This is a genomic window from Methylophilales bacterium (assembly GCA_019823025.1).
In the GTDB taxonomy this organism is placed as follows: domain Bacteria; phylum Pseudomonadota; class Gammaproteobacteria; order Burkholderiales; family Methylophilaceae; genus BACL14.
In genome coordinates, this window is record CP081940.1 from 948258 (window position 1) to 974813 (window position 26556).

25 protein-coding genes are annotated in these 26556 nt (G+C 33.9%); 14 read left to right on the forward strand and 11 right to left on the reverse strand.

The features are described from left to right. On the forward strand, positions 1-1455 hold the full coding sequence (gene gatA, locus K6112_05075; protein QZP17399.1) for an Asp-tRNA(Asn)/Glu-tRNA(Gln) amidotransferase subunit GatA: 1455 nt from the start codon (positions 1-3) through the stop codon (positions 1453-1455). Beyond that, the gene (gatB, locus tag K6112_05080) at positions 1455-2885 is read left to right on the forward strand and encodes an Asp-tRNA(Asn)/Glu-tRNA(Gln) amidotransferase subunit GatB (protein ID QZP17400.1); all 1431 of its coding nucleotides are present in this window, start codon (positions 1455-1457) and stop codon (positions 2883-2885) included. Before gatA ends, gatB begins: the two co-directional genes overlap by 1 nt. Here gatB and pyrE read toward each other — a convergent pair. Beyond that, positions 2882-3511 carry an orotate phosphoribosyltransferase gene (pyrE, locus tag K6112_05085; protein QZP17401.1) on the reverse strand — a complete coding sequence of 210 codons (630 nt, stop codon included), beginning with the start codon at positions 3509-3511 and terminating at the stop codon, positions 2882-2884. The genes gatB and pyrE overlap by 4 nt on opposite strands. A gap of 21 nt (positions 3512-3532) precedes the next feature. Here pyrE and xth point away from each other — a divergent pair, with 21 nt between their 5' ends. Next, positions 3533-4303 carry an exodeoxyribonuclease III gene (xth, locus tag K6112_05090; GenBank protein ID QZP17402.1) on the forward strand — a complete coding sequence of 257 codons (771 nt, stop codon included), beginning with the start codon at positions 3533-3535 and terminating at the stop codon, positions 4301-4303. Here the strand turns inward: xth and K6112_05095 are convergent, their stop codons facing one another. The 6 genes from K6112_05095 to hemA are packed head-to-tail and all read right to left on the reverse strand — an operon-like array spanning position 4304 to position 10489. Further along, positions 4304-5533 (reverse strand): AmpG family muropeptide MFS transporter, encoded by a 1230-nt coding sequence (locus K6112_05095; GenBank protein QZP17403.1) that lies wholly within the window; start codon positions 5531-5533, stop codon positions 4304-4306. A gap of 8 nt (positions 5534-5541) precedes the next feature. Then, positions 5542-6141, reverse strand: a complete 600-nt coding sequence (metW, locus tag K6112_05100) for a methionine biosynthesis protein MetW (GenBank protein QZP17404.1) — start codon at positions 6139-6141, stop codon at positions 5542-5544. Then, positions 6138-7271, reverse strand: a complete 1134-nt coding sequence (locus K6112_05105; GenBank protein ID QZP17405.1) for a homoserine O-acetyltransferase — start codon at positions 7269-7271, stop codon at positions 6138-6140. The genes metW and K6112_05105 overlap by 4 nt, the downstream gene beginning before the upstream one ends. Before the next feature lie 27 nt (positions 7272-7298). Next, on the reverse strand, positions 7299-8159 hold the full coding sequence (gene prmC / locus K6112_05110) for a peptide chain release factor N(5)-glutamine methyltransferase (protein QZP17406.1): 861 nt from the start codon (positions 8157-8159) through the stop codon (positions 7299-7301). A 6-nt stretch (positions 8160-8165) separates the two neighbouring features. Continuing rightward, positions 8166-9245 carry a peptide chain release factor 1 gene (gene prfA / locus K6112_05115; protein QZP17407.1) on the reverse strand — a complete coding sequence of 360 codons (1080 nt, stop codon included), beginning with the start codon at positions 9243-9245 and terminating at the stop codon, positions 8166-8168. Further along, positions 9242-10489: a glutamyl-tRNA reductase gene (gene hemA, locus K6112_05120; protein QZP17408.1), complete on the reverse strand. Its 1248-nt coding sequence runs from the start codon at positions 10487-10489 to the stop codon at positions 9242-9244. The genes prfA and hemA overlap by 4 nt, the downstream gene beginning before the upstream one ends. A gap of 102 nt (positions 10490-10591) precedes the next feature. On the opposite strand from hemA, the gene rpe reads away from it, so the two are divergent. From rpe to hemB, 7 genes are read left to right on the forward strand one after another with little or no spacing between them, the layout of a single operon-like run. Next, positions 10592-11290 (forward strand): ribulose-phosphate 3-epimerase, encoded by a 699-nt coding sequence (rpe, locus tag K6112_05125; protein QZP17409.1) that lies wholly within the window; start codon positions 10592-10594, stop codon positions 11288-11290. Positions 11291-11292: 2 nt separating this feature from the next. After that, positions 11293-11961, forward strand: a complete 669-nt coding sequence (locus K6112_05130; protein QZP17410.1) for an HAD-IA family hydrolase — start codon at positions 11293-11295, stop codon at positions 11959-11961. 1 nt (position 11962) lies between these two features. Next, positions 11963-13453, forward strand: a complete 1491-nt coding sequence (gene trpE, locus K6112_05135; protein QZP17411.1) for an anthranilate synthase component I — start codon at positions 11963-11965, stop codon at positions 13451-13453. Positions 13454-13457: 4 nt separating this feature from the next. Next, positions 13458-14027, forward strand: coding sequence for an aminodeoxychorismate/anthranilate synthase component II (locus tag K6112_05140; protein ID QZP17412.1), 570 nt, complete (start codon positions 13458-13460; stop codon positions 14025-14027). Next, positions 14020-15042, forward strand: a complete 1023-nt coding sequence (trpD, locus tag K6112_05145) for an anthranilate phosphoribosyltransferase (protein QZP17413.1) — start codon at positions 14020-14022, stop codon at positions 15040-15042. Before K6112_05140 ends, trpD begins: the two co-directional genes overlap by 8 nt. Continuing rightward, on the forward strand, positions 15035-15823 hold the full coding sequence (gene trpC, locus K6112_05150) for an indole-3-glycerol phosphate synthase TrpC (protein ID QZP17414.1): 789 nt from the start codon (positions 15035-15037) through the stop codon (positions 15821-15823). The genes trpD and trpC overlap by 8 nt, the downstream gene beginning before the upstream one ends. 10 nt (positions 15824-15833) lie before the next feature. Then, positions 15834-16823: a porphobilinogen synthase gene (gene hemB / locus K6112_05155; GenBank protein ID QZP17415.1), complete on the forward strand. Its 990-nt coding sequence runs from the start codon at positions 15834-15836 to the stop codon at positions 16821-16823. Here the strand turns inward: hemB and K6112_05160 are convergent. Both K6112_05160 and K6112_05165 read right to left on the reverse strand, forming a co-directional pair. Continuing rightward, on the reverse strand, positions 16801-17406 hold the full coding sequence (locus K6112_05160) for a hypothetical protein (protein QZP17416.1): 606 nt from the start codon (positions 17404-17406) through the stop codon (positions 16801-16803). The genes hemB and K6112_05160 overlap by 23 nt on opposite strands. A 15-nt stretch (positions 17407-17421) precedes the next feature. Then, on the reverse strand, positions 17422-19707 hold the full coding sequence (locus K6112_05165; GenBank protein ID QZP17417.1) for a PBP1A family penicillin-binding protein: 2286 nt from the start codon (positions 19705-19707) through the stop codon (positions 17422-17424). 107 nt (positions 19708-19814) lie between these two features. On the opposite strand from K6112_05165, the gene K6112_05170 reads away from it, so the two are divergent. From K6112_05170 to K6112_05185, 4 genes are all read left to right on the forward strand, one after another. Next, positions 19815-20327, forward strand: a complete 513-nt coding sequence (locus tag K6112_05170; GenBank protein ID QZP17418.1) for a shikimate kinase — start codon at positions 19815-19817, stop codon at positions 20325-20327. 4 nt (positions 20328-20331) lie between these two features. Next, the gene (gene aroB, locus K6112_05175) at positions 20332-21411 is read left to right on the forward strand and encodes a 3-dehydroquinate synthase (protein QZP17419.1); all 1080 of its coding nucleotides are present in this window, start codon (positions 20332-20334) and stop codon (positions 21409-21411) included. 12 nt (positions 21412-21423) lie between these two features. After that, positions 21424-22539 (forward strand): deoxyguanosinetriphosphate triphosphohydrolase, encoded by a 1116-nt coding sequence (locus K6112_05180; protein ID QZP17420.1) that lies wholly within the window; start codon positions 21424-21426, stop codon positions 22537-22539. A 207-nt stretch (positions 22540-22746) separates the two neighbouring features. Then, entirely contained in the window at positions 22747-23970 is a 1224-nt protein-coding gene (locus K6112_05185) for a porin (protein QZP17421.1), read from the forward strand. A gap of 70 nt (positions 23971-24040) precedes the next feature. On the opposite strand, the gene ntrC is transcribed toward K6112_05185, so the two are convergent. Both ntrC and K6112_05195 read right to left on the reverse strand, forming a co-directional pair. Then, a complete protein-coding gene (gene ntrC, locus K6112_05190; protein ID QZP17422.1) occupies positions 24041-25438 on the reverse strand; it encodes a nitrogen regulation protein NR(I) in 1398 nt (465 codons plus the stop codon). Further along, complete coding sequence (locus K6112_05195) at positions 25435-26532, reverse strand: PAS domain-containing protein (protein QZP17423.1); 1098 nt, start codon at positions 26530-26532, stop codon at positions 25435-25437. Before K6112_05195 ends, ntrC begins: the two co-directional genes overlap by 4 nt. Between the last annotated feature and the right edge of the window lie 24 nt (positions 26533-26556).

Here is a 26556-nt window from a genome sequence, read left to right on the forward strand (position 1 = left end):
ATGTTAAATTTATCCCTTAAAGAACTTTCAGAAGGATTAAAAGAAAAAAAATTTTCCAGCGTAGAGCTTACGAAATTTTTTTTAAATCGAGTAGATCTTCATAACTCATCTATAAATGCTTTTATCACGACTGATAAAGATAAAAGTTTGGCAATGGCAAAGCGCTCAGATGAAATTATCAAGGAGGGAAATCAGAATTATTTAACCGGGATTCCAATAGCGCAAAAGGATATTTTTTGTGCAGAGGGATGGAAAACAAGTTGTGGTTCAAAAATGTTGGATAATTTTATTGCTCCATATGATTCAACGGTAATAAGTAAATTTAATGCAGTGGGCGCAGTGAACCTAGGCAAAACCAATATGGATGAATTTGCTATGGGGTCATCTAATGAGACTTCCTTTTATGGCAATGTCAAAAATCCGTGGGATATAAAAACTGTTCCAGGAGGAAGCTCAGGGGGAAGTGCAGCTGCTGTTGCTGGAATGTTAGCTCCAGCTGCGACGGCGACAGATACAGGTGGTTCGATAAGGCAGCCTGCTTCATTGTGTGGTTTGACAGGTTTAAAGCCGACTTATGGTTTAGTTTCAAGGTATGGCATGATTGCATTTGCATCAAGTCTAGATCAAGCGGGACCCATGTGTCATTCGGCAGAAGATTGTGCTGCAATGATGAATGTGATGAGTGGCCATGACCCTAAAGATTCCACTAGTATACAAAGAGAAAAAGAAAATTATTTAACAGATATTAATAACCCTATTAAGGGATTAAAAATTGGTGTCCCAAAAGAATTTTTTAGTGAAGGACTAGATCCACAGGTTGAGAAAATAATAGAACAGGGTATCAGCGAATATAAAAAATTGGGCGCTGAAATTGTAGAGATATCTTTACCGAATAACCATTTATCCATACCCGTTTATTATGTCATTGCACCTGCTGAGGCATCTAGTAATTTATCCAGATATGACGGCGTTCGATATGGCTATCGAACAAAAGAATATGATGACCTGATGGACATGTATTGTAAGACTAGAGAAGAAGGTTTTGGCGATGAAGTAAAAAGAAGAATAATGATTGGCACCTATGTTCTTAGTGCAGGCTACTACGATGCTTATTATTTAAAAGCACAAAAAATTAGAAGATTAATCTCAGAAGATTTCAAAAAGGCTTTTGAAAAATGTGATGTCATCTTAGGTCCTTCGGCACCTTCTGTTGCTTTTCCAATTGGCGATAAAAAAGAAGACCCACTAAAAATGTACATGCAAGATGTTTACACAATTTCAACTAACCTTGCTGGATTACCAGGTTTATCGATGCCTGGGGGACTGATGAATAATCTTCCTGTAGGTATTCAGCTCATAGGCAATTATTTTACTGAATCAAAGTTATTAAATATTGCTCATATATTTCAAACGAATACAAATTGGCATAATTTAACTCCTGAGGAGTTCAAATAATGGATTGGGAAATTGTTATTGGGATTGAAACACATGCTCAGTTAAAAACTAACTCAAAAATATTTTCTGGTGCATCCACAAGTTTTGGTAAAGAGCCTAATGCAAATGCCTGCTTAGTGAGTCTTGCCTACCCTGGAGTTTTACCAGTGCTTAATGAAGAGGCAGTCAACTGTGCAATAAAGTTTGGTCTAGCAGTTGATGCGAAGATTACTGAACATTCTATTTTTGCTAGAAAAAACTACTTTTATCCAGACTTACCTAAAGGGTATCAAATCAGTCAGCTTGATTTGCCTGTTGTAGGAGAGGGGAATCTTATAATTCCAGTTGGCGATGAAAATAAAAGTATTAGAATTTTAAGAGCACATTTAGAAGAAGATGCTGGTAAATCTGTTCATGGAATCAATGAGGGAAAATCGGGGATCGACCTTAACAGAGCGGGTACTCCCTTATTAGAAATTGTCACAGAACCAGATATGAGCTCTGCAGAAGAAGCAGTGGCTTATGCTAAAAAACTTCACGAATTAGTTCAATGGATCGGAATTTGTGATGGAAATATGCAAGAGGGAAATTTTCGTTGCGATGTGAATGTATCAGTTAAGAAAAAAGGGGATAAAGAGCTAGGGACAAGGCGAGAAATCAAAAACTTAAATTCTTTTAAGTTCATCAAACAGGCAGTTGATTATGAGGTGAACTGGCAAATTGAAAAGTTAGAGGATGGGGGAAAAATAAAACAAGCAACAATTCTTTTTGATCCAGATTCTGGAGAAACACGAGAAATGAGATCAAAAGAGGAGGCAAATGATTACCGATATTTTCCAGATCCTGATTTATTGCCACTAGTTATCAGCCAAGAGAAAATTAATAATATAAAATCTAAAATGTACGAACTGCCAAACGAAATGAAATCAAGATTAGTGAAAGAGTTTGACCTCACAAATTATGATGCAGATGGAATTACATCGAATATTGACGTCGCTAACTACTTTAAGGAATTGCTTTCATTTAAAGTAAATGCAAAATTAGCTTCGAATTGGATATTAACAAATCTTTTTTCAAGACTAAATGAATCAGATATTGATATTAAGAGCTCCCCCCTCAAGGCTAACAAGTTAGCAGAATTAATTTTGAGAATTGAAGATAAAACTATTTCAAATAATGCAGCTAAAAAAGTTTTTGATGAAATCTGGGACCAAGATAAAAGAGTTGATGAAGTGATTGATCAACTCGGGCTTAAACAAATATCTAATGAAAATGAGGTTATTGATATTTTAAATCAAGTTTTACAAGACAATGAAGCCATGGTTGAGGAATATAAATCTGGAAAAGATAAAGCATTTAATGCATTAATAGGTCAGGTGATGAAAGCTTCTAAAGGTAAAGCAAACCCTGGCCAAGTCAGTCAATTGCTTAAAGAAAAATTAAAAAATTAAACGCCATACTTTTGCTTATAACCAATCATTTCGTCTAAGACTTTTTTATTTTCTGTATCTTTTTTTAAGAAATCAATAATATTATCTAAGTTGATTATTGATTTAACAGGCACCTTATATTTCTGATATATTTCTTCAATAGCAGAGAGTTTCTCGCTGCCTTTTTCTTTTCGATCAATTGATACAATAATTCCAACAATCTTTGCATTAAATTGATTGATCAGACTAAAACTTTCATTAATCGAAGTCCCTGCAGAAATCACATCATCAATAATAAGAATTTTTCCTGAAATAGGAGCACCAATAATTAAACCGCCCTCCCCATGATCTTTAACCTCTTTTCTATTCGATGAAAATTTTTTGTTTATACCTTTATTTGTAAGAGAAATTGCAATTGCACCTACAAGCGATATCCCTTTATAAGCTGGTCCAAATAGTAAATCGAATTCAATATTTTCTTCTATAATTTTATCTGCATAAAAATCTCCTAACCTCTTAAGACTATCGCCGTCGTTAAAAGAGCCAAGATTAAAAAAATAAGGACTTTTTCTACCTGCTTTAGTAGTAAAATCTCCAAACTGAAGTACTTTTTTTTCAAGTGCAAATTTTATAAAAGATTCTTGCATAGATACATTTCTAGTTAACTTATGAAGATTATAACCTTAAATTTAAATGGTATTCGGGCTGCCAGCAGAAAAGATTTTTTCCCTTGGCTGAAAGAACAAAACGCAGATTATATTTGTTTGCAGGAACTCAAAGCTCAAGAGACTGATTTATCACCTGAAATGAAATCACCATATGGCTATAAAGGGTATTTTAGCTTTGCAATAAAGAGGGGCTATAGTGGAGTTGGCATTTATACAAAAAATGAACCTCTTAAAGTTACAAAGCATTTGGGTATTCCTGAATTGGACGATGAAGGGAGGTATATCGAGCTTGAGTTTGAAAACTTAATTATTATTTCAATTTATTTACCATCAGGCTCATCAGGTGAAGTTAGACAAGCTTTTAAATACAAAGTGCTTGATAAGATTTATAAAGTTTTTGAAGAGAAATTAAATTTAGGAAAAAATATCATAGTATGTGGTGATTTTAATATTGCACATCATGAAAGAGATTTAAAAAACTTTAAAGGGAATAAGAAAAATTCTGGATTTCTCCCTGATGAGCGGGAATGGTTGACTAAGTTATTTACCAAAGGACGATGGACTGATGTTTATCGTATCCTTCATCCTGAGGAAGGAGAGGGCTCATATACATGGTGGAGTAATCGAGGGCAGGCTTGGCTAAAAAATGTTGGGTGGCGAATAGATTATCAGATATCAAATTATGAAAATGCAATTAGAGCAAAAAAAGCTTATGTTTATAAGGACGAGCGCTTTAGTGATCATGCACCCTTAGTAATTGAATATGATTAATTACTTTCTCCAGGGGGCGATTTTTAATAATAAAAACATGCCTGGAATTGCCAATATAAAACAAAAAATAAAGAAATAATACCAACCAAAAAAATCTACAAAATAACCAGTTGATGCGTTGGTAAAAGTTCTTGGTACAGAGGCAAGGCTGCTGAATAGTGCAAACTGCGTAGCTGTATATTTAGGGTTAGTAGTTTTAGCAATAAATGCCACAAATGCTGTTGTGCCAAGCCCCGCAGCAAAAAATTCTAACCCAACCGTGATGGCTAAGACCGTATTGTCATAACCCACTGTTGCTAACCATGCAAAACTTAATGTCGCAAACATTTGTAGAAAGCCAAAAATCCATAAAGCTCGATTAATACCTAATTTCACCATCCATATCCCACCAATAATCCCTCCAGCGATACTTGTCCATAGGCCTGCATTTTTTGCAATGATTCCAATCTCTGTCATTGAGAACCCAAGATCTAAATAAAAAGGGGTAGCAAGAGCGGTCGCCATGCTGTCACCAATTTTATAAAGAAAAATAAATAGCAGTATCATTAAGGCATTCTTGGTTCCCTTTCGCCCTAAAAATTCTTTAAACGGATCCACGACTGCTTCCTTGATTGTTTTGGGAGGTGCTGATTTAAGTTTTGGTTCAGAGATTAAAATTGTAAGAATAATTCCTGGAATCATAAATAATCCGGTAATCGTAAATACAAATTCCCAAGAAAAGAAATCAGCTAAAATTAAAGATAGTGAACCAGGAACTAAACTTGCAAATTTATAAGCATTTACATGCACTGCATTACCCAAACCTAACTCTGGATCTAGAAGCAACTCTCTTCTGTAAGCATCAATAACAATATCCTGACTAGCACTAAAAAATGCGATACCGATAGAAACAATGGCAATGATTAAAATTTGTGATTTTGGATCAATAAAACCACATATTGATATTAAAAATAACAAAATTGTTTGAAAAATGATTAACCATCCTCTTCTTCTCCCCATTGCGAGGGTGAATCGATCAAATAAAGGCGCCCATATAAATTTCCATGCATAGGGCAGTTGAATTAAAGCAAAAAGGCCAATGGCTTTAAGGTCTAATCCACTTTCAGCAAGCCAGGCAGGGAATAAGCTAATGAGTATAAATAAGGGTAAGCCTGAGGTGAATCCAGTAAAAAAACAAATAACAATTTTTTTGGTGAGTAAATCTTTCCACTGAATATTTGTTTTTGTCATGGGTTGTTCTATTTTGAGACTAATTTATATAACGCCAAAGCTCCAAAAAGGTTAGGACAAAAATTTACTGATTTTTTATCGGTTAATATCAATCGTTGCTCTACTTTTATTTTATTTTCTCTACATAAATTATCAAAATCTTGAATGGTACATAAATGTATATTTGGCGTTTCAAACCATTTGTATGGGAGCTCATCTGATACGGGCATATTTCCTTGCATTATTTGAAATCGGTTTTTCCAATAACCAAAATTAGGAAATGTAATGATAACCTCCTTACCTACTCTCATCATTTCATAGATAATTTCTTCAATATGATTCATTGACTGAATAGTTCTTGATAAAATCACTAAATCAAATGAGTTAGTTTCAAAACCAGCCAAACCTGCCTCTAAATCCATTTGAATTACATCAATATTATTTTTTAATGACAACAACCAGTTATCTTTATTTTTTTCAATACCGAAACCTTTAATATCTTTTTTTTCTTTTAAATAATTCAATAAAGATCCATCACCGCAACCAAGGTCTAATACTTTAGAATTTTGATGTGTCCAATTTTCGATAATCGGAAAATCATATCTTGAATTTTGATCAAATTTTTTCATTTAGATTTAAATATATTCTTAAAAAATGAATCCAATATTTCATGATAATGGTCATCAGACATTAGAAAAGCATCATGACCACTCTCTGCAGAAATTTCTGCATAACTTACATTAATATTATTATCCAATAAGCTCTTCACTATCTCTTTTGAGCGAGCTGGAGAAAACCGCCAATCGCTTGTAAAGGAAATTACTAAAAATTTAGATTTAATTTTTTTAAATACCGCACTTAGCTTTTTTTTATTTTGTTTCGTGGGGTCATAATAGTCCAATGCCTTTGTCATACGAATATAGGTATTTGCATCAAATTCCTGGGCAAACTTATCTCCTTGGTAATTTAAATACGATTCGATTTCAAATTCAGTATTAAAATTGTATTTAAAATCTTTATTTTTTTTCTTTCTACCAAATTTACTTTTCATTGCATCATTTGATAAGTAGGTGATATGACCTAACATACGTGCAACCCTTAAGCCTCGTTTTGGTTTATTTTTTTTTGTATAAAAATTACCTTTTTGAAAATCTGGATCCGTAATGATTGATTGTCTCGCAACTTCATTAAATGCAATATTTTGAGCAGTTAAATTAGGTGCTGCTGCTATTATAATTGTATTCTTTACTTCATTTGGAAATTGAAGATTCCACTCTAAAGCTTGCATTCCTCCAAGGCTGCCACCTATAACTGATGATAATCTTTGTATACCCAAATAGTTAATTAAAGTTTTTTGAGTCTTTACCCAATCTTCAACAGTTATGATTGGAAAGCTGGATCCCCATACTTTTTTTGTTTTTGGATTGATAGATTTTGGCCCCGTACTGCCTTCATTGCCACCTAAATTATTGACTCCAATGACAAAGAATTTATTTGTATTTAATGGTTTACCAGGGCCAACTAAACTATCCCACCAACCAGGATGTTTATCAGTTTTTTTATGCCTGCCGGCGACATGTTGATTGCCAGATAACGCGTGGCAGACCAAAACGGCGTTATCTTTATTTTTATTTAATTTGCCATATGTCTCATAAATTAACTCGTAATTATCGAGTGTCATTCCACAAGATAATTTAATTGGGTCTGTGCATTTAAAAATTTTGGGTTTTACAATGCCTATGGAATTAATTTCTTTCATATAATAATTATACTATTTGATTAAGCATTAAACTTTTATTTTTGATGCTGACGTTACTCTAATTTTTTGATTAATATCTCGATGTTGTTTTATGTTGTCAAAAGACTTTTCTTCAAAGTAATTTTTGACTTTATCTCCTTGTGTATGGCCATGCTCAATCATTAATATTCCTTCTGAATTTAGAAATTTTGGCGAGGTATCAATAATTTTGAAAATATCTGCAAATCCATCATTAGCGGCAACTAGAGCATTTGAAGGCTCATAACTTAATTCGAGATTATTTAGATGAACATCATCTTTTGAGATATAAGGGGGATTAGTCAATATCAGGTCAAACAATTCTTTCTCTTTAAAGCTATTAAACCAATCACTTTCCAAAGAACGGATATTTGTTACGTTGTGATTTTTAATATTTTTATTTGCAACATTCAATGCTTTTGATGAAATATCTGAAATTGTAATCATTGAATTTGGGTAGAGTTTTGATAATGTGATGCCAATGACTCCGGAACCAGTTCCTAAATCCAATATATTAAGTTTAGATCCTTTATCGTATCTTTTTAATATAAGATCAATTAATAATTCAGTATCTTGCCTTGGAATTAATGAATTTTTATCTAAATAAAAAGTTTCTCCATAAAAATCCCATTCATTCAAAATATAAGCAAGCGGTTCACTTTTAATGCGTTTTTTTAGAATAGATGAAATCAATTCTTCTTGGATCTTATCTATATTCGTTTTTTGGTTAGATATAAAAAAAGAGGAGGGTTTTTTGAGGGCAAACTTTAAAATATTTTCAGCTTCAATTTGAGCCTCACGTTCATTAATTTGTATATTCTCTCTTAAACACTCTTCAATTCTTTTTTTATGAAAACTTACTGAAGACAATTTTTTTTATTCTTTTTCTATTTGCGCAAGAAGGTCAGCTTGATGTTCAGCTGTTAATGCTTCAATTAATTCAGTCAAATCACCATCCATAATGTAATCAACTTTATATAACGTGAGATTGATTCTATGATCAGTGATTCTTCCTTGAGGAAAGTTATAAGTTCTAATTCGCTCACTTCTATCTCCACTGCCAATCAATGACTTTCTCTCTGAAGCAATTTGATTTTGCTGCTCCTTAATTTGATTATCTTTTATTCTTGCCGCAAGAACACTCATGGCTTGTGCTTTATTTCGATGCTGAGATCTGTCATCCTGACATTCAACAACAATTCCAGTTGGTAAATGTGTAATTCTCACCGCCGAATCTGTTTTATTAATATGTTGCCCTCCAGCACCAGATGCACGATATGTATCAATACGGATATCAGCGGGATTAATATCGACGTCACTAATTTCATCTGCCTCTGCTAAAACGGCAACTGTACAAGCTGAAGTATGAATCCTGCCTTGTGTTTCTGTATCGGGAACTCTTTGAACTCGATGGCCACCTGATTCAAATTTTAGTTTTGCGTAAACACCAGAACCCATGACCTTCATAATCACTTCTTTAAAACCTCCAGCTTCAGATGAATTGCTGGAGATAATTTCTATTTTCCAGCCCATTCTTTCAGCATATCGGGTATACATCCTATAAATATCACCAACAAATAATGCTGACTCATCCCCACCAGCACCGGCTCTTATTTCAATAAATATATTTTTCTCATCATCGTCATCTTTTGGGATTAGAAGTTTAAGAAGTTCTGTTTCAACCTCTTCAATACTTGCTTCACCTTTCTCGATTTCTTCTTGTGCAAATACTTTCATTTCGGGATCGTTTAAAAGTTCTTTTGCATCAGTAATATCGAGAGTAATTTTTTGAAATTTTTTATATATTTCAACGATTGGCGTAATATCAGAGTGTTCTTTGGAAAGTTTCTTATATTTTTCCATATCTTTTGTAACATCTTCATGACTCAAGTCAGTATTAAGTACATCAATTCTTTTTACCAAAGCTTCAAGCTTACTTTTCATTGATGCCTTCATTTTTTTTCTTCTTTAATGGCATAAATTTTTTTTATCAGTGAATTTGTTTCAAAATCTTGTTCATTTTCACGAATTGCTTTTGTGGGTCCATGCAGAAATTTTTTTGTTAAATTGCTTATTAATTTGTTAATCACTTCATCTGAGGATGAGCCAATTTTTATGCTTTTTTTTGCTTTTTCTGCCTCAGCCAACGCAATTTTTTCAAATTGATTTCTTAAAAGTTTAATCGTCGGCGTATTTTTTATTTGTTTAGTTTTATTATAAAAATCTTTCGCTTGATGTTCGATTATTTGGGTAGCTTTTTTTGTCGCACCTTGCCTATTTGTTAATCCTTGTTGAGCTATGTTAACGAGATCATCTAACGTGTATAAAAAAACATCGTCTAATTTACTTACTTCCGATTCAATATCTCTTGGAATTGCTAAATCTACAAGCATGATAGGTCGATGTTTTCTTTTCTTCAAAGCTTGTTCTATTACACCTAGCCCTATAATGGGTAATTGACTTGCAGTTGAGCTTATTAAAACGTCATAATTATGCAACTGATCATATATTTCACCAATAAGACATGCCTCACCATTTACTTTTTTTGCTAAAGCCTCACCTTTTTCGAAGGAGCGGTTAGCAATTGATATTTTTTTTGGTTGATATTTTTGAAAATATTTTGCACACATTTCACTTATATCGCCAGCACCAACAAACATGACTTGAGTTTGGTTTATTTCCCCAAAGATTTTTTTTGCTATTGCAAGCGCACAAGAGGCAATCGTTGTGGCACTCGAACCTATCTGAGTTTTTGTTCTAACTTCTTTTGCGGTTTTAAAAACATCTTGAAAAAATGTATTGATATATTTGCCTTGAACTCCTGATAAGTGAGCAATCTGTGAAGCTTGTTTCATTTGTCCAAAAATCTGTGTTTCCCCGATCAGCATACTATCCAATCCTGAGGCAACTTTACAGGCATGAACATAACAATCTAGATTTGAAAATGTATAAAGATATTTTTTAAGCTCAGTAAATTTTATTTTATTAAAAGTTGCGAGCCATTGGTAAATTTCATTAGGATCTTTTACTTGAAAATATATTTCTGTTCTATTGCACGTTGAAAGTATCAAAGCCTCAGCACCTGTTTTTAATTTTAAATCCTTAAGAACATGGCTGAGCATATCGTGCGAAAACACGAATTTCTCCCTTATTTCAATAGGTGCTGTCTTATGATTTAGGCCTACAAGATTTAAATCCATTATTTATACAGTCCGCTTGCTTTATAATTTATTTTATTAAAAAGAGAGTAAAATACGCATTTTACAATAATTCAATTAAATTAATTTGGGAACTTAGTATATATGGAAAAAACATTTAGAATTGCCCCTAGTATTTTATCAGCTAATTTTGCAAAATTAGGTGAAGAAATCACAGATGTCATTACTTCTGGTGCAGATATTGTTCACTTTGATGTAATGGATAATCATTATGTACCAAACTTAACTATTGGACCTTTAGTATGTGATGCTATCAGACCTGTTACAGATGCAATCATTGATGTCCACCTGATGATTGAGCCCGTCGATAGAATAATTCCTGATTTTGCTAAAGCTGGTGCAGATATAATTACTTTTCACCCTGAAGCTTCAAATCATATTGACAGAAGTCTGTCCATGGTTCGAGATCTTGGATGCAAATCCGGTTTAGTTTTTAATCCTGCAACCTCACTAGATTATCTTGATCATGTGATGGACAAGATTGATATGGTTCTTCTAATGTCAGTTAACCCTGGTTTTGGCGGCCAAAAATTTATACCAGAGACTTTGAATAAATTAAGGTTAGCAAGAAAAAAAATAGATGCCTACACTGAAAAGACAGGAAAAGAGATTTGGCTAGAAGTAGATGGTGGTGTTAATGCTGATAATATTACTGAGATCGCTCAAGCTGGTGCTGATACATTTGTTGCAGGATCCGCTGTATTTGGGGCATCAAATGATAAAGACCCTAATAAATATGACTCAATTATAAGTGCATTAAGAGCGTCATTAGCAAAAGTCTAGAATTGGGAAAATTTAATAATATAAAAGCAATCCTTTTTGATTTGGATGGCACATTATTTGAAACAGCGCCTGAATTAGCTGAAGCAGTAAACTTAATGCTTAAAGATTTGGAAATGGCTGAATTAAAAACAAATGAAATTAAACGTTTCATTGGAAGGGGGGCTGAAAATCTTATCAAGCAATCAATAGAAGTTTCCTCAAAAAAAGATCCAACCCTTGTTTTTGCTAACGCTGAAAAATTATTTGCACACCACTATTCATTAATTTCTGCAAATAGTCTCATGTATGAGGGGGTTGAAAAGTCTATTATTGACTTAAAGGCTAAAGATTTTCTTTTGGGGTGTGTTACAAATAAACCCGCTATTTATACAGAAGCCTTAATGAATCATTCTAGGTTATCTGACTTTATGGATATAATCGTCTCAGGCGATACAACCGAGAAAAAGAAACCAGATCCGCTTCCAATCTTACATGCACTCAACCAATTAAATATAGAACCTAAAGATGCGATTATGGTGGGTGATTCTGTTGTAGACATTGAGGCAGGATTTGAAGCAGGCACATATATCTTTACAGTGCCATACGGCTACCAATTTGGTGAGTCAATTATTTCTGATAAAGTAGATTATGCAATGTCAAATTTCAGCGAACTAACTCAAATTATTAACTAATATGTTGTCAACTATTTCAAGACAAGAATTCGATAATTTTAAAAAAAATGGATTTAATAGAATTCCTTTGGTACTCGAATGCTTTGCGGATTTAGACACGCCATTATCTGTTTATTCAAAGCTAGCAAATGATCGTTATAGTTATTTGCTTGAATCGGCAGATGGAGGTAATAAACATGGGCGCTATTCCATTATTGGCTTGCCAGCAAAAGTTAGAATACAGATTAAAAAAGATAAAATTTTAGTTTTTAATGAAGATAAGGTCATAGATGAAATCTCTGATAAAAATCCTTTAGATTTTATTGATAAGTTTATGAATCAGTTTAAAGCTCCACAAAATTTAGATTTACCAAGATTTTCTGGAGGTCTTGCTGGTTATTTTGGTTATGAAACGATTCAATACATCGAACCCAGATTAAGTAAAGAATTTTTAGAGGATAAGCTTGATCTACCTGACATACTTTTGATGCTATCAGATGAGGTTGTGGTTTTTGATAACGTCAGTGGTAAATTATATTTTGTAATCTACGTAGATGTGAAAACTCAAAATGCTTACGAAAAAGGTATCCTTCGCCTTAATGCTCTAGAGGAAAAATTAAAACAAGGGCCTTCACCTTATTTAATTGAGAAAAATAATTTTGATGATAAGTTGACTGAGGTTCGATCAGAATTTGGCGAAGAAAATTTTTTAGAAGCAGTTGAGAAAGTCAAAGAATACATAGTCAATGGAGATATTATGCAGGTTGTCTTATCTCAAAGGCTTAGCCAAACATTCAAATCTAATCCACTATCTTTATATAGAACATTAAGAAATCTTAATCCCTCTCCTTATATGTATTTTTATAATATGGATGACCACTTCGTGGTAGGTGCATCTCCTGAAATATTGGTTACATTGGAGAAAAAGAAAGTGACTGTAAGACCTATAGCAGGAACAAGACCGAGAGGTAAGGATGAAAATGAAGATCTTGCTTTAGAAAAAGACTTACTCAAAGACCCTAAAGAAATTGCTGAGCATGTTCAACTAATGGATTTAGGGAGAAATGATATTGGACGAGTTTCTGAAACGTCTTCAGTCAAGGTAACTGATCATATGATTATTGAAAGATATTCTCATGTCATGCATATTGTTTCAAATGTCGAAGGCAAACTTAAAGATAAACTTTCTGCAATGGATGTTTTAAAAGCTACCTTTCCTGCAGGGACAGTTAGTGGCGCACCAAAAGTAAGGGCGATGGAAATCATTAATGAGTTAGAATCAACGAAACGGGGTGTTTATTCTGGTGCTGTTGGATACATTGGATTCGACGGTGATATGAACGTTGCTATCGCTATAAGAACTGCGGTCATAAAAAATCAAACACTATTTGTTCAGGCGGGGGCAGGTATAGTCTCAGACTCAATCCCCATGAATGAGTGGGTAGAAACACAAAATAAAGCAAAAGCGATTTTAAAGGCAGCCGAGTTAGTTCAAGCAAGGATTACGGAGTAGTTTTATGTTGTTAATGATAGATAACTATGACTCATTTACTTTTAACCTGGTGCAATATCTTGCAGAAATTGGACAAGAGGTTGAGGTTGTTCGAAACGATAAAATTTCTATTGAGGAAATTAATAAGTTAAATCCGCAGTATATTGTAATTTCTCCTGGCCCATGTACACCAAACGAAGCGGGTATTTCACTCGAACTAATTGAGTCTTTTAAGGGGAAAATTCCTATTTTAGGAGTTTGTCTCGGGCATCAATCAATAGGACAGGCGTTTGGCGGAAAAATTATTCATGCACAGACTATTATGCATGGAAAAACCTCAAAAATATCTCATAACAGTAAAGGTGTATTTAGAGGCGTTAAAACCCCTTTCATTGCAACAAGATATCATTCCTTAGTCATTGATAGGGAATCCTTACCAAACTGTTTCGATATAACAGCTTGGACTGATGATAATGAAATTATGGGAATCAAACATAAAGAATTAGCAATTGAAGGTGTTCAGTTTCACCCAGAATCTATTTTGAGTGAGCACGGACATGACTTATTAAAAAACTTTTTAGATCAAAATGAGTAATCACTTTACAAGCATTATTAGCTCTCTTATGAACCAACAAGATTTATCTTTTGAGGATATGCAATTTGCTATGAACCAGATAATGTCTGGAGAGATAAACCCAATCCAAATTTCTGGTTTTATGGTTGCTCTTCAAATTAAAGGGCCAACAATTGATGAGATAGCTGCTGCGGCTGAGGTGATGAGAGAGGTTTCAAATAAAGTAAAAATAATAAGTAAGCAAAATTTGATTGATACTTGTGGGACGGGTGGCGATAGTCTACAAACTTTTAATGTATCAACACTTGCAGCCATTTTAGCTGCATCAGCAGGAGCTGTTGTTGCAAAGCATGGAGGCCGTTCTGTTTCATCAAAATCTGGTAGTGCGGATGTATTAGAATCATTGGGCGTAAATGTTAATTTAAATTTTTCTCAACTTGGAAATCTTGTTGACGATATTGGTATTGGTTTTATGTTTGCCCCTAATTATCATCCTGCAATGAAACATGTTGCTCCTGTCAGGAAGGAATTAAAACTCAGGACCATTTTTAATTTACTTGGACCTTTAACCAACCCAGCCTCAGCAAAAAATCAAGTGGTTGGTGTTTATGGTAAAGAATTGACCATTGTTTTTACCGAAGTTTTGAAAAAACTGGGCAGTCATCATGTACTTTCCGTTCATGGTGATGATGGTATGGATGAGATATCAATTACGGGTAAAACATATATTGCCGAACTTAAAAATGGAAAAATTTTAGAGTATGAATTTAACCCACAAGACTATGGATTTGAATTAGGAAGAATTGAAGATATTGAGGTTTCTGATATAGAAAGCTCAAAAAAAATGATGCTTGGTGTGTTGAACGGAGATAAAAATACGGCTCGCGATATTACAATTTTGAACGCAGGGGCAGCACTCTATGTTTCAGGTATCTGTAAAGATTTTGTGTCAGCTTTTGAGGTTTCAGCTCAAATGATTGATGAAGGCCTTGCCATTAAAAAACTTAAACAATTAATTAAAAAATCAAATGAGTAATATTTTAAATAATATTTTGGCGACAAAGTCTTTAGAAATTGCTGAAGCAAAAAAAAGTATTTCAATTGATCAACTTAAGAAAAAAATCTTAGAGCTTGATAAGCCAAGAGATTTTATCCATGCATTAAGAGAAAAACATTTAAACGCCGAAGCAGGTGTAATTGCTGAGATTAAAAAAGCCAGTCCATCTAAGGGAATTATTAGAGAGAATTTTGACCCTATATTAATTGCGCAGTCATATGAGAAGGGAGGTGCCGCTTGCTTATCTGTCCTAACTGATAGAGATTACTTTCAAGGACATCCTGATTTTATTAAGCAAGTGAAGTCAAGCACAAAACTTCCTGTATTGCGAAAAGATTTTATTATTGATCCTTATCAAATATATGAATCAAGAGCATTAGGTGCTGATTGTATCTTGTTAATTGTTGCTGCATTGGATTTAAAGAAAATGAAGGAATTAGAGATTATTGCAAATGATTTAGGTATGGCTGTATTAGTTGAATCTCATGATCAATTAGAGTTAGATGCTGCGTTAGAATTAAATACACCATTAATTGGAATAAATAATAGAGATCTAAAAACATTTGAAGTGTCTTTAAAAACATCAATTGATTTAGTCAAGACCATCAAGAATAGAATGCCTATTACTGAATCAGGAATTTTTAATCATGATGATATAAAATTGATGAATGAAAATCATATTAATACTTTTTTAGTTGGGGAGGCTTTTATGAGACAAGCTGAGCCTGGCGAAGCACTTAAAGAACTTTTTTATAATTGAGTTTTAAAATATGACAATGTTAAACAGACCGAGACGAATGCGAGAAAGTAGTTTTTCAAGAACACTCATGCGTGAAAATAATATTTCAGTAAGTAATCTGATTTATCCTATGTTTGTAATTGAAGGAACAGGTATTCGACAAGATATAGAGTCAATGCCAGGCATTCAAAGATTAAGTATTGATGAATTAAAAAAAGATGCTTCTGAATGCCATCAATTAGGCATTCCAGCCATTGCTATTTTTCCCTACATCGACAAAAAATTAAAAACCAATGATGCAAGTGAAGCATTTAACGATGACGGTCTTGTTCAAAGGGCAATAAGAGATCTAAAGAAAGAAATTCCTGGGCTTGGTGTTATTTCAGATGTAGCACTTGATCCATTTACATTGCATGGACAAGATGGACTCATTGATAAAGCCGGTAATATATTAAATGATGAAACAGTTAGTATTTTAACCAAACAAGCCATCAGCCACGCTAAAGCAGGTGCTGATATTGTGGCGCCCTCTGACATGATGGACGGAAGAGTTCAGGGAATTAGAAAGTCTCTTGAAGAGAACAAATTTATAAACACAAAAATTTTAGCTTACTCTGCGAAATATGCTTCTTCATTTTACGGCCCATTTAGAGACGCAGTTGGTTCATCAGAGCTATTGGGAAAATCCTCAAAGAAGACTTATCAAATGGATCCTGCTAATAGTGACGAAGCCTTAAATGAAGTGGAATTAGATATTAAAGAGGGAGCTGATATAGTCATGATAAAACCTGGTATGCCTTATCTTGATATAGTTTTTAGAGTTAAAAAGACTTTTAACAAACCAACTTTTGTTTATCAAGTTAGCGGGGAGTATGCAATGATTATGGCAGCATCCTTGAAAGGATGGCTAAATCAAGATGATGTTATTTTAGAGTCACTAATTTCATTTAGAAGGGCAGGAGCGGATGCAATCATTACTTATTTTGCATTAGAGGTAGCTAGGTTGATGGATGCAAAGTAGTAATATCAAAAGATAAAACTTTATTAATATTCAATCCTCTGTTCTGTAGAAAGTGTTTTTTAAAATCAAAAAAGTCTTTTTCGAAATATACTTTTATTTCAGCTGGTATAGATAAATTGTCAATATAAATTGTAGGAATAGATTTAATTGAAGGCTTACCCTCTTTGGTATTCATTTTTACCTCTTTAAAATCATAAGAAATTTCACTATTGAGAAGAACGTACTCTACGTCTTTTAGATTATCAGCAAATAAATTAATCTTAATTTCGGGAAACTTTGGAATTATGCCTTGCGATAATTGATTCATCAGATGAGGTTTAAAATTTTTAAAGAGATTCATTACCACGAGCGCTTGGGTCTTAAATTGCTGTAAAAATTCAATATCTATATTTGGGTTGAAAATTTTATTGAAATCATCAATAGCTTTATCAATTTGTGAATTTGTCGGGAGATTTACATTTTCATTTAGGCCTAATGACTTTGCAGCCTTTTTCTTGGCAAACAGATAATCTTTAATGCCTTCCTCCATGATCAATTGAGCGGCAAGATTAGCAACTGATATTTTTATGTTTTTAGATGACATATTTTTTTAACAAAATTAGTTTATTACAAAGTATGAATTATCAAACGGTGGATATTCTTCATAAAAATATTCGTAGAATCCATTTTCATCAGCGTTATTCATCATTCCTGTTTTTTTATTGATCTTATAAGGAATAATACCTTCAGGTTTTACTAAATTTTTAATTGGATAATCTTTTAACAGAGGCCTCATATAATCAATCCAAATCGGTAAAGCGGCTCTTGAACCAGTCTCTTTATTGCCTAATGATTTTGGTTGATCGTAGCCCATCCAAGTCACAGTCACTATGTCAGAATTAAACCCAGCAAACCAAGCATCCATTAAATCGTTTGTAGTACCTGTTTTACCAGCAATATCAGGGCGTTTTAAAGTTTTAGCTTTTCTTGCAGTACCACTTTTAATGACCTCTTTTAATAAGTCATACATAATAAATGCATTCCTAGGATCAATAATTCTTGGCGTTTCTTCATTAATCAACCCAGCCTGAAGTTTAATATTTCTCCCTTTAGAATCGATAATTCTATCAATATAATAAGGTGTTTTGAGGTAGCCACCATTTGCAAAAACACTGTAAGCTCTCACCATCTCCCAAGCTGTAGCTTCACCTACACCAAGCGCCATTGATAGATATGGTTTATATTTGTTGGGGTTAAAGCCAAAGCGGGCAATATAATCAAGTGAATATTCAGGGCTAATATGTTTTAAAATCCTTATCGAAATCAGGTTTTTTGATTTTGCTAAACCCTCCCTAAGCCTGATCGGGCCTGAAAATTTTTCGTTATAGTTTTGAGGGACCCAATTTTCATTAGTGCCAAGATCTTTCGCCAATACTTCTAAAGGGCCATCATTAATTATTGTCGAAGGGGTAATTCCTTTTTCAAGCGCACTTGAAATAATAAATGGTTTGAAAATTGATCCGGGTTGACGGTGTGCTTGGGTCACATGATTAAATTTATTTTTCTTAAAGCTAAAGCCACCAACCAGCGCAACAATTGCACCAGTGTTTGGGTTCATTGAAATTAATGCGCTCTCAACTTCGGGAAGTTGAGTGACAACCCAATCCCTTTTCTTTTTATAAAACCTCATTACGGAGCCGGGCTTAATTAATTTTTCCTCTAGGTTTTCCTTAGCTAAATCTTTTTTTAATAAGCCTAAATTTTTTTTATAGATAGTGATGTACTGATTATTTTTCAAAAAAACTTCGATCTTGTAAGGCTGAGTTGATAAGACAATGCCAGGAATAAAATTATTATAAGTTTTAAAAGATCTCAAAGCCTTTTTTAAGTATTGTTTTTTTGTTTTTTTACCATTGAAGCTTTTGTCATTAAGATTAACAAATCCCTCAGGAATTTTTAGGGGTTGTCGATTCATGTAATTAATAATGCCATTTTCGATTGCCTGATTTGCGACACTTTGATTCTTTTTCTTGATTGTCGTAATAACTTTTAAGCCACTTGTATAGATACTGTTGCCATATTCATCATGTAAAACTTTTCTTACCATTTCTGCAACGTAGTCGGCCTGAATTTCGTAACGAATATTTTTTTCAACAAGATCAAGATGTTCTTCGAGTGCTAATATATATGACGGTCGATCAATGAAGCCATATTTATACATATTATTTAACACAGTATGTTGTCTTGCTATAGCTAAATCGGGATTAGATAAAGGGTTGTATCTACTAGGAGCCTTAGGCAACCCAGCCAATAGTGCAATTTCAGCTAGATTTAAATTCTCAAGTGACTTATTAAAATAAGTATTTGCAGCTGCGGAAAAGCCAAAAGATCTTTGCCCAAGGTAAATTTGATTAATGTAAAGTTCAAGAATTTCCTCTTTAGTTAATTTATTTTCAATTTTTAATGATAGAAGAATTTCATTAATTTTTCTTTTGAGCGTTTTTTCAGAGGACAAAAAGAAATTGCGAGCAACTTGCATTGTTATTGTGCTTGCACCTTCTCTACTCTGCCCTGTAAAATTTTTTATAGCCGCTCTTACTATGCCAATAAAATCAATGCCAGGGTGCTCAAAAAAACGCCTATCCTCAATAGCTAAAATAGCATTTATCATTTTTTGAGGAACATTTTCTATGGCAATAAAATCCCTTCTTTCTTCACCAAATTCTTGAATGAGGTAATTATCTTTTGTGAAAATTTGTAAAGGTTCCTTGGGGCGATATTTTGAAAGACTTTCAACATCAGGTAACGTTGGATATATTAGCGTTACAGTAAAAACTATAGTGGCTAAGCCCGCTATACCAATAAGAAATGTGAGCGTAAAGAAATTTTTTATCTTTGAAATCATGGAATTGATTTATATAAATTTTGTAATCGTAATAAGTATATTATAGAGCTGAACAGTATCATTAAAATTTTTAATTGATTTATAATTTTGTTTTGATTTAGCTTAATATGAAAAAATATAAAAATATTTACTTAATAGGCCTGATGGGTTCAGGTAAAACTACTTTAGGTAAAATTCTGTCTAAAAAATTGGATAAACAATTTTATGACAGCGATCACGTTATTGAGGAAAAATTAGGGGTTAATGTGCCCATGATATTTGAATATGAGGGAGAGGCTGGTTTCCGCGAGAGAGAAAAAGTTATTCTAAAAGAGCTTGTGAGCAAACAAAATATTGTTTTAGCGACTGGGGGAGGTATTATTCTTTCAGAATCTAATCGTGATCTTTTAGCAAAAAACGGCATAGTAATATATTTGAAATCCAATCAAAAGGATTTGATTTTAAGAATGAAAAATGACAAAACTAGGCCATTATTAAAAAATGGCAACGTTGAATTAATTATTAAAAAATTATGTCAGGAACGAGAGCCCTTGTATGAGGCGATAGCAGACTTCAAGATAGCCACAAAAAACAAAAGAATTCATGAAGTCATTAACGAAATTATTAGAGAAATAAATTAAATTTATGAAAACTATTAATATTAAATTTGATGATCGAAGTTATCCTATATATATTGGTCAAGGTTTAATTTCAGATTATGAGCTAATAAGTCAACACTTACCCCATAAAAAAATTGTAATTATTACAAACGATCTTGTAGCTGATATCTACTTAGACCCACTTAAAAATTCTTTATCGCCTCACAAGGATGTAATCACTATCATCTTGCCTGATGGAGAAAAAAATAAAAATACGGATTCATTGAATATCATTTATTCTGAGCTGCTTAAAAATAAAGCGGATCGAAATACCACACTCATTGCCTTGGGAGGGGGTGTTATCGGTGATCTCACTGGCTTTGCGGCAGCAACTTTCATGAGGGGAATAAATTTTATACAGATACCGACCACATTACTTTCACAAGTCGACTCATCCGTGGGGGGTAAGACAGGCATTAATCATCCTTTAGGCAAAAATATGATAGGTGCTTTTTATCAACCAAAGTGTGTCATAACGGATGTGAATGTCTTGAGCTCATTGCCTAGGCGAGAGCTATCAGCAGGTTTAGCGGAGGTTATTAAGTATGGCCTAATTAGAGATGTAAAATTTTTTGAGTGGTTAGAAGTTAATATTCAATCGCTTGTTGCAATGAATCTAGACCTTTTAATTGAGGCCATATTGCGATCTTGTCAAAATAAAGCAGATGTTGTTGAGGCGGATGAATTTGAATCAGGTATCAGGGCAATATTAAATTTAGGACACACTTTCGGGCATGCGATTGAAGTCGCACAAGGCTATGGTAACTGGCTTCATGGGGAAGCGGTAAGCGCAGGAATGGTGATGGCAGCAAAGCTATCACAGGGCATGGATTGGTTATCAGATAAAGATGTAAAGCGAATCATTAAGCTGATAAAAAGTGCGGGGTTACCTACGAAACCGCCTAGAATTACTGTTGAAAAATATTTAGAGTTAATGATGCTTGATAAGAAAACAAAGGACGGACAGATTAATTTAGTCCTTCAAAAATCAATTGGAGAAGCAGTCTTAACCAATACTTATGACCCCTCAAAGCTTAGCCAAGTCTTAGAACAATCTTCGCATTAAAGTTTCCCTCTGATGAATCTAAAACCTTTCGCTGCTGACCCCCAAAAAAGTTTAGGTAGGCAATTTAAAGAAAACCCCTCAAAACTTCGAAATGACTTTCAAAGAGATCGTGACCGCATTATTCACTCCGGAGCTTTTAGGAGACTTGAATATAAAACACAAGTGTTTGTGAATCACGAAGGTGATATGTTTAGAACGCGCCTAACCCACTCACTGGAGGTTGCTCAAATTGCACGTGGCATTTCAAGAACTTTAGGGCTGCATGAGGATTTATCCGAAGCGATTGCGCTTGCTCATGACCTAGGGCACACCCCCTTTGGACATGCTGGACAAACTGCTTTAAATGAATGCATGAAAGCGTATGGTGGCTTTGAACATAACCTTCAATCATTAAGAATTGTTGATTCTTTAGAGAATGATTATGTTGATTATAAAGGTCTTAATCTGACCTTTGAGACAAGAGAGGGCATTTTAAAACATTGTTCAAAAAAAAATGCTCTTAAATTAGGTGATGTGGGAAAGCGTTTTATTCAAAAGACTCAGCCATCCCTAGAGGCTCAGTTGGTCAATTTTGCTGATGAGATAGCTTATAACCACCACGATATTGATGATGGCTTCCGTTCCGGATTACTCACATTTAAGCAATTACAAGAGGTTCTATTTTTTAATGAAATATGTTCAGAGATAAAATCTGAATCACCATTAATTAATAATAGACAATGTATGAGGGCAACTATTCGTCGCATGATGAATATTTTTATTATGGACCTATGTGAACAATCTCAAGGTCGAATAGACAAAAAAGACCTTAATTCAATTGGTGATGTTCGTAATGCAGATAGAATCATTGCTTTGTCAGTAGATATGACAAAAAAACAACAAACATTAAGGCAATTTTTAAGAGAAGAGCTTTATCTGCACCCTCGAGTGCAGGTCATGACAGACAACGCCTACAATGTGATTAATTCGATATTTGAAAAATTAATGCAAAATCCTGAACTTATTAATATAACAAAGGCGCATAGTCAAAATGAGCTAGCTATTCTAGTTTCCGATTATATTGCAGGAATGACAGACCGTTTTGCGCTTCAAACCTTCGAAAAATTTTGTCAAAGTAAAACTTCCTAACATATTTACTTATCCCTTTATAAACTAAGAAATAATGCATTTTTCATGGAAATTGTTGCATTTATGCGACAAAATGATAAAAATGTACCAAAAAAAGACAAAAAACTTGCGATGGACTATTAATCTAGTAGATAATATACCTAATTTCTTAAGGTTTTTTTTAAGAAAGTGAAAAGCTTTAAAAATTTTTAAATCAAGGAGAAACATATGAATAACAAAATTAAATTAGCGGTAGCCGGTGCGGTTTTAGCATCAGCTTCAGTTGCTAATGCAGGCATTACGTGGGACGCTGGTGATTGGACTGTAGACATGAACGGTAACGTTAATGCATTTGCAGCGATGACTAGCGCTGATGATTCAAATACAGTTAATGGTGGTCTTGCTGGAACAAAAGGTAACGACGATGACCAAGTTGGTATCAACACAGGTCTTTTACCTTCATGGTTAGGCTTTACTGCGACTACACGTCAAAATGATATTGATACATCTGTAACAATTTCATTCCAACCTGGTGCTGGTAACACTACAGCTCTACAAGGTGGTAACTCAGCTAATGCAGCTACTGAAAACCGTCAAGCGTTCTTAACATTTGGCGATAAATCATGGGGTTCTATTAAAGTTGGTAAAGATCTTGGTATCTTTGGTTCAACAGCGATTCTTAATGATATGACATTATTAGGTGTTGGTGCTGGTAGTGTTACTGCAGGTAACACAACAACATTAGGTCGTATCGGTACAGGTTATGTTTATGCTGACTGGATTGGTCAAATTGCATATACAACACCAAACATGAACGGCTTCCAAGCTACATTAGGTATTACACAACCGTGGACAGCTAATACAGCTTTATCTACAACTACAGTTTCATCAGGTTCATCAGGTACTAATGATGAATTTGGTTTACAAGCTCAAGCTTCTTACTCATGGACTGGTGATTTTGCTGGTAAATTATGGGTGGGTGGCTTTTCACAAAACGTAGAAAACATTGCTGACGGCGGTACTGGTTCAAGCGATACTTCAACAGCTTTTGAAGCAGGTGTTTCGACATCTATTTACAACATTAACCTAGTGGCTTATGGCTATTCTGGTGAAGGTCTTGGTACAACATCTTTACTAGGTGATGCTTACGATACACAAGGTAACGCACGTGATTCTGACGGTGGATATGTTCAGGCTACATACGTGATTCCAACTGGTACTAAGCTTGGTGTATCATACGGTCAATCTAATCTAGATGCTAATGCGATCGATTCTGGTGCTATACGTGGAACACTTGTTGAATCAAATGAAATGTTAACAATTGGTGCATACCATCCGTTAACTAAGCATCTAAATTTAGTTGCTGAATTTTCAAACGTTGAATCAGAAAACCACAACGGTGATTCTAATGAATCAGATACATTCGCTTTGGGTGCAATCTTATTCTTCTAGAATTTAATTCTAAAAGAACGTAATACTAAAAAAGGCTCCCTCGGGAGCCTTTTTTTTATAAATTAAATTTTTATCTACTTAAATTAATCTCTAATTCTTTAATTTTTCTGGTAATAGTGTTCCTGCCAATCCCTAATAATTTGGCAGCTTCAACCTTTCTTCCTTTTGTATAATGTAAAGCTTGAACAATTAATTCTTTTTCAAAATTTTTTGTGTAATCCTTAAAAATATCCACTTCACCTGTCAAAAGTATTTTTGTAACCTCTCTGCCTAAGTTTTCTTGCCAGTTTGATGAAGATTCTCCTGCAGATACAGGTTCGCTATTAAGTTCGGCAGGTAAATCACTTACATTAATAACGTTTCCTGGCGCCATCACTGTTAGCCAATGACAAATATTTTCAAGCTGTCTCACGTTGCCTTGCCAGAATAAATTTTTAAAATATTCTATAACCTCTGGTGAAAGGGATTTTAATTTTACATTTAATTGCTTAGCACTTTTATTCAAAAAATATTGAGAAAGAAGGGGGATATCTTCAACTCTTTCACGAAGGGGGGGGACTTTGATACGGATGACATTCAGCCTATGAAATAAATCTTCTCTAAATTGACCTGATTTAACTAACGATTCTAAGTCTTGGTGAGTGGCTGCAATCACTCTGACATCAACAGTAATTAATTCCTGTCCTCCCACACGATAAAATTGTCCTTCACTTAAAACACGTAAAAGTCGTGTCTGAAGATCGGTTGGCATATCACCAATCTCATCTAAGAATAATGTTCCTTGATTTGCTTGCTCAAATTTACCTTTTCGTTGAGAATTAGCACCAGTAAATGCCCCTTTCTCAAAACCAAAAAGTTCGGCTTCTAAAAGATCATTTGGGATAGCGGCAGTGTTAATCCCAATAAACTCGTTATTTTTTCGATGGCTATTTTTATGAATCGCTTTTGCAACCAATTCTTTTCCGGAACCAGATTCGCCATTGAGTAATACCATAGCATTGGATTGACTTAAGCGCCCAATAGCTCTAAAAACATCCTGCATCGATTTCGCTTGGCCAATTATTTCGGGGAGATCATCTAGTATTTCTCCGTCATCATTTTTCCTACCAATAGAATCGAGAGCTTGCTTAATAATATTGATTACTTTATTAATATCAAAAGGTTTTGCAATATATTCAAAGGCTCCCTTTTGAAAAGCTGTGACGGCCGTATCTAAATCAGAATAAGCTGTCATAATGATGATGGGAATTTCAGGAAATTTATTTTTTACTTTTGTTAAAAATTCTATACCAGATTCACCAGGCATTCTTATGTCACTGATAATCGCTTGAGGTTTTTCATGATTAAATTTGTTGATGGCTTCATTCGTATTGCTAAAGCATTCAAATGATATATTTGCTTTTGCAAGAGCTTTCTCAAATACCCAGCGAATTGATTTATCATCATCCAATACCCAAACCTGGCTCATTTTTTCTCCTTGGTCGGCATTAAATTATTTTCGATAGGTAGAATGATAGAAAATATGGTTTTTCCAGGAACGCTATGACAGTCAATCATTCCCTGATGAAGTGAGATTAGGTTTTGAGCTAGTGACAAACCTAATCCAGACCCATTTTCCTTACCGGTGACTAATGGAAAAAATATTTTGTCTATTAATTCATTTTTAATTCCTGGACCATTGTCAATAATATCGATTCGAATAGCAGTAGCATGTTTCTTTTTCCTGAAAACAATTTGCCTTTCTGCCCGAGTGATAAAAGATAGCTGCTTTTTGTCTTGATTTTTTAATTTCATTGCTTGCGCCCCATTTCGGGCAATATTCAAAATAGCTTGAATCAGTTTTTCCCGATCGACAATAAATTCTGGGAGACTAACATCGTAATCTCTGATGAATTCAATATCACTTGTAAACTCAGATAATATTAAACTTCTTACCCGTTCTAGAATTTCATGAATATTAGTTTTTTTGTAAATAGGCATTTGATGTGGCGTAAGCATTCGGTTCATTAGGTTTTGAAGTCTATCTGCTTCATTAATAATAATTTGTGTATATTCTTTAAGTGAGTCTTCATCTAATTCTTGCTCAAGAAGTTGAGCTGCACCTCTAAGTCCACCGAGGGGATTTCTAACTTCATGGGCAAGATTTCTGAGTAATTCTGTGTTTGCTTGTTGCTGAATGAACATTCTTTCTTCTCTAGCTACTTTTAATTGCTGATCCATTTGTATGAATTCAATAATAAATTCATCTCGGGAGTCAATCAAAGCTGTTACTGTCAAGCTGACACAGATTGTTTTTTTCTGATGCGTTTGAAGAAAGTACTCATGTTCCTTGTAGCTATTTTTTTGTTGTTCAACTTTTTCAAGTATGTTTTTGAAAAAATTATTAGTATCTTCGAAAAATACACTTATATTATTATTGACGGCTTGTTTAGCGCTCACCTCAAAGAGCGTCTCGGTACTAGGATTGATATAGTTAATAATTAAATCTTTATTACAAACAATAATGGCTGTGACTAATGACTCCATCCCTTCATATTTTATTTTTGTGACTTTTTTACTCATTGTTTCATTCCCAGTCCTCTTAAC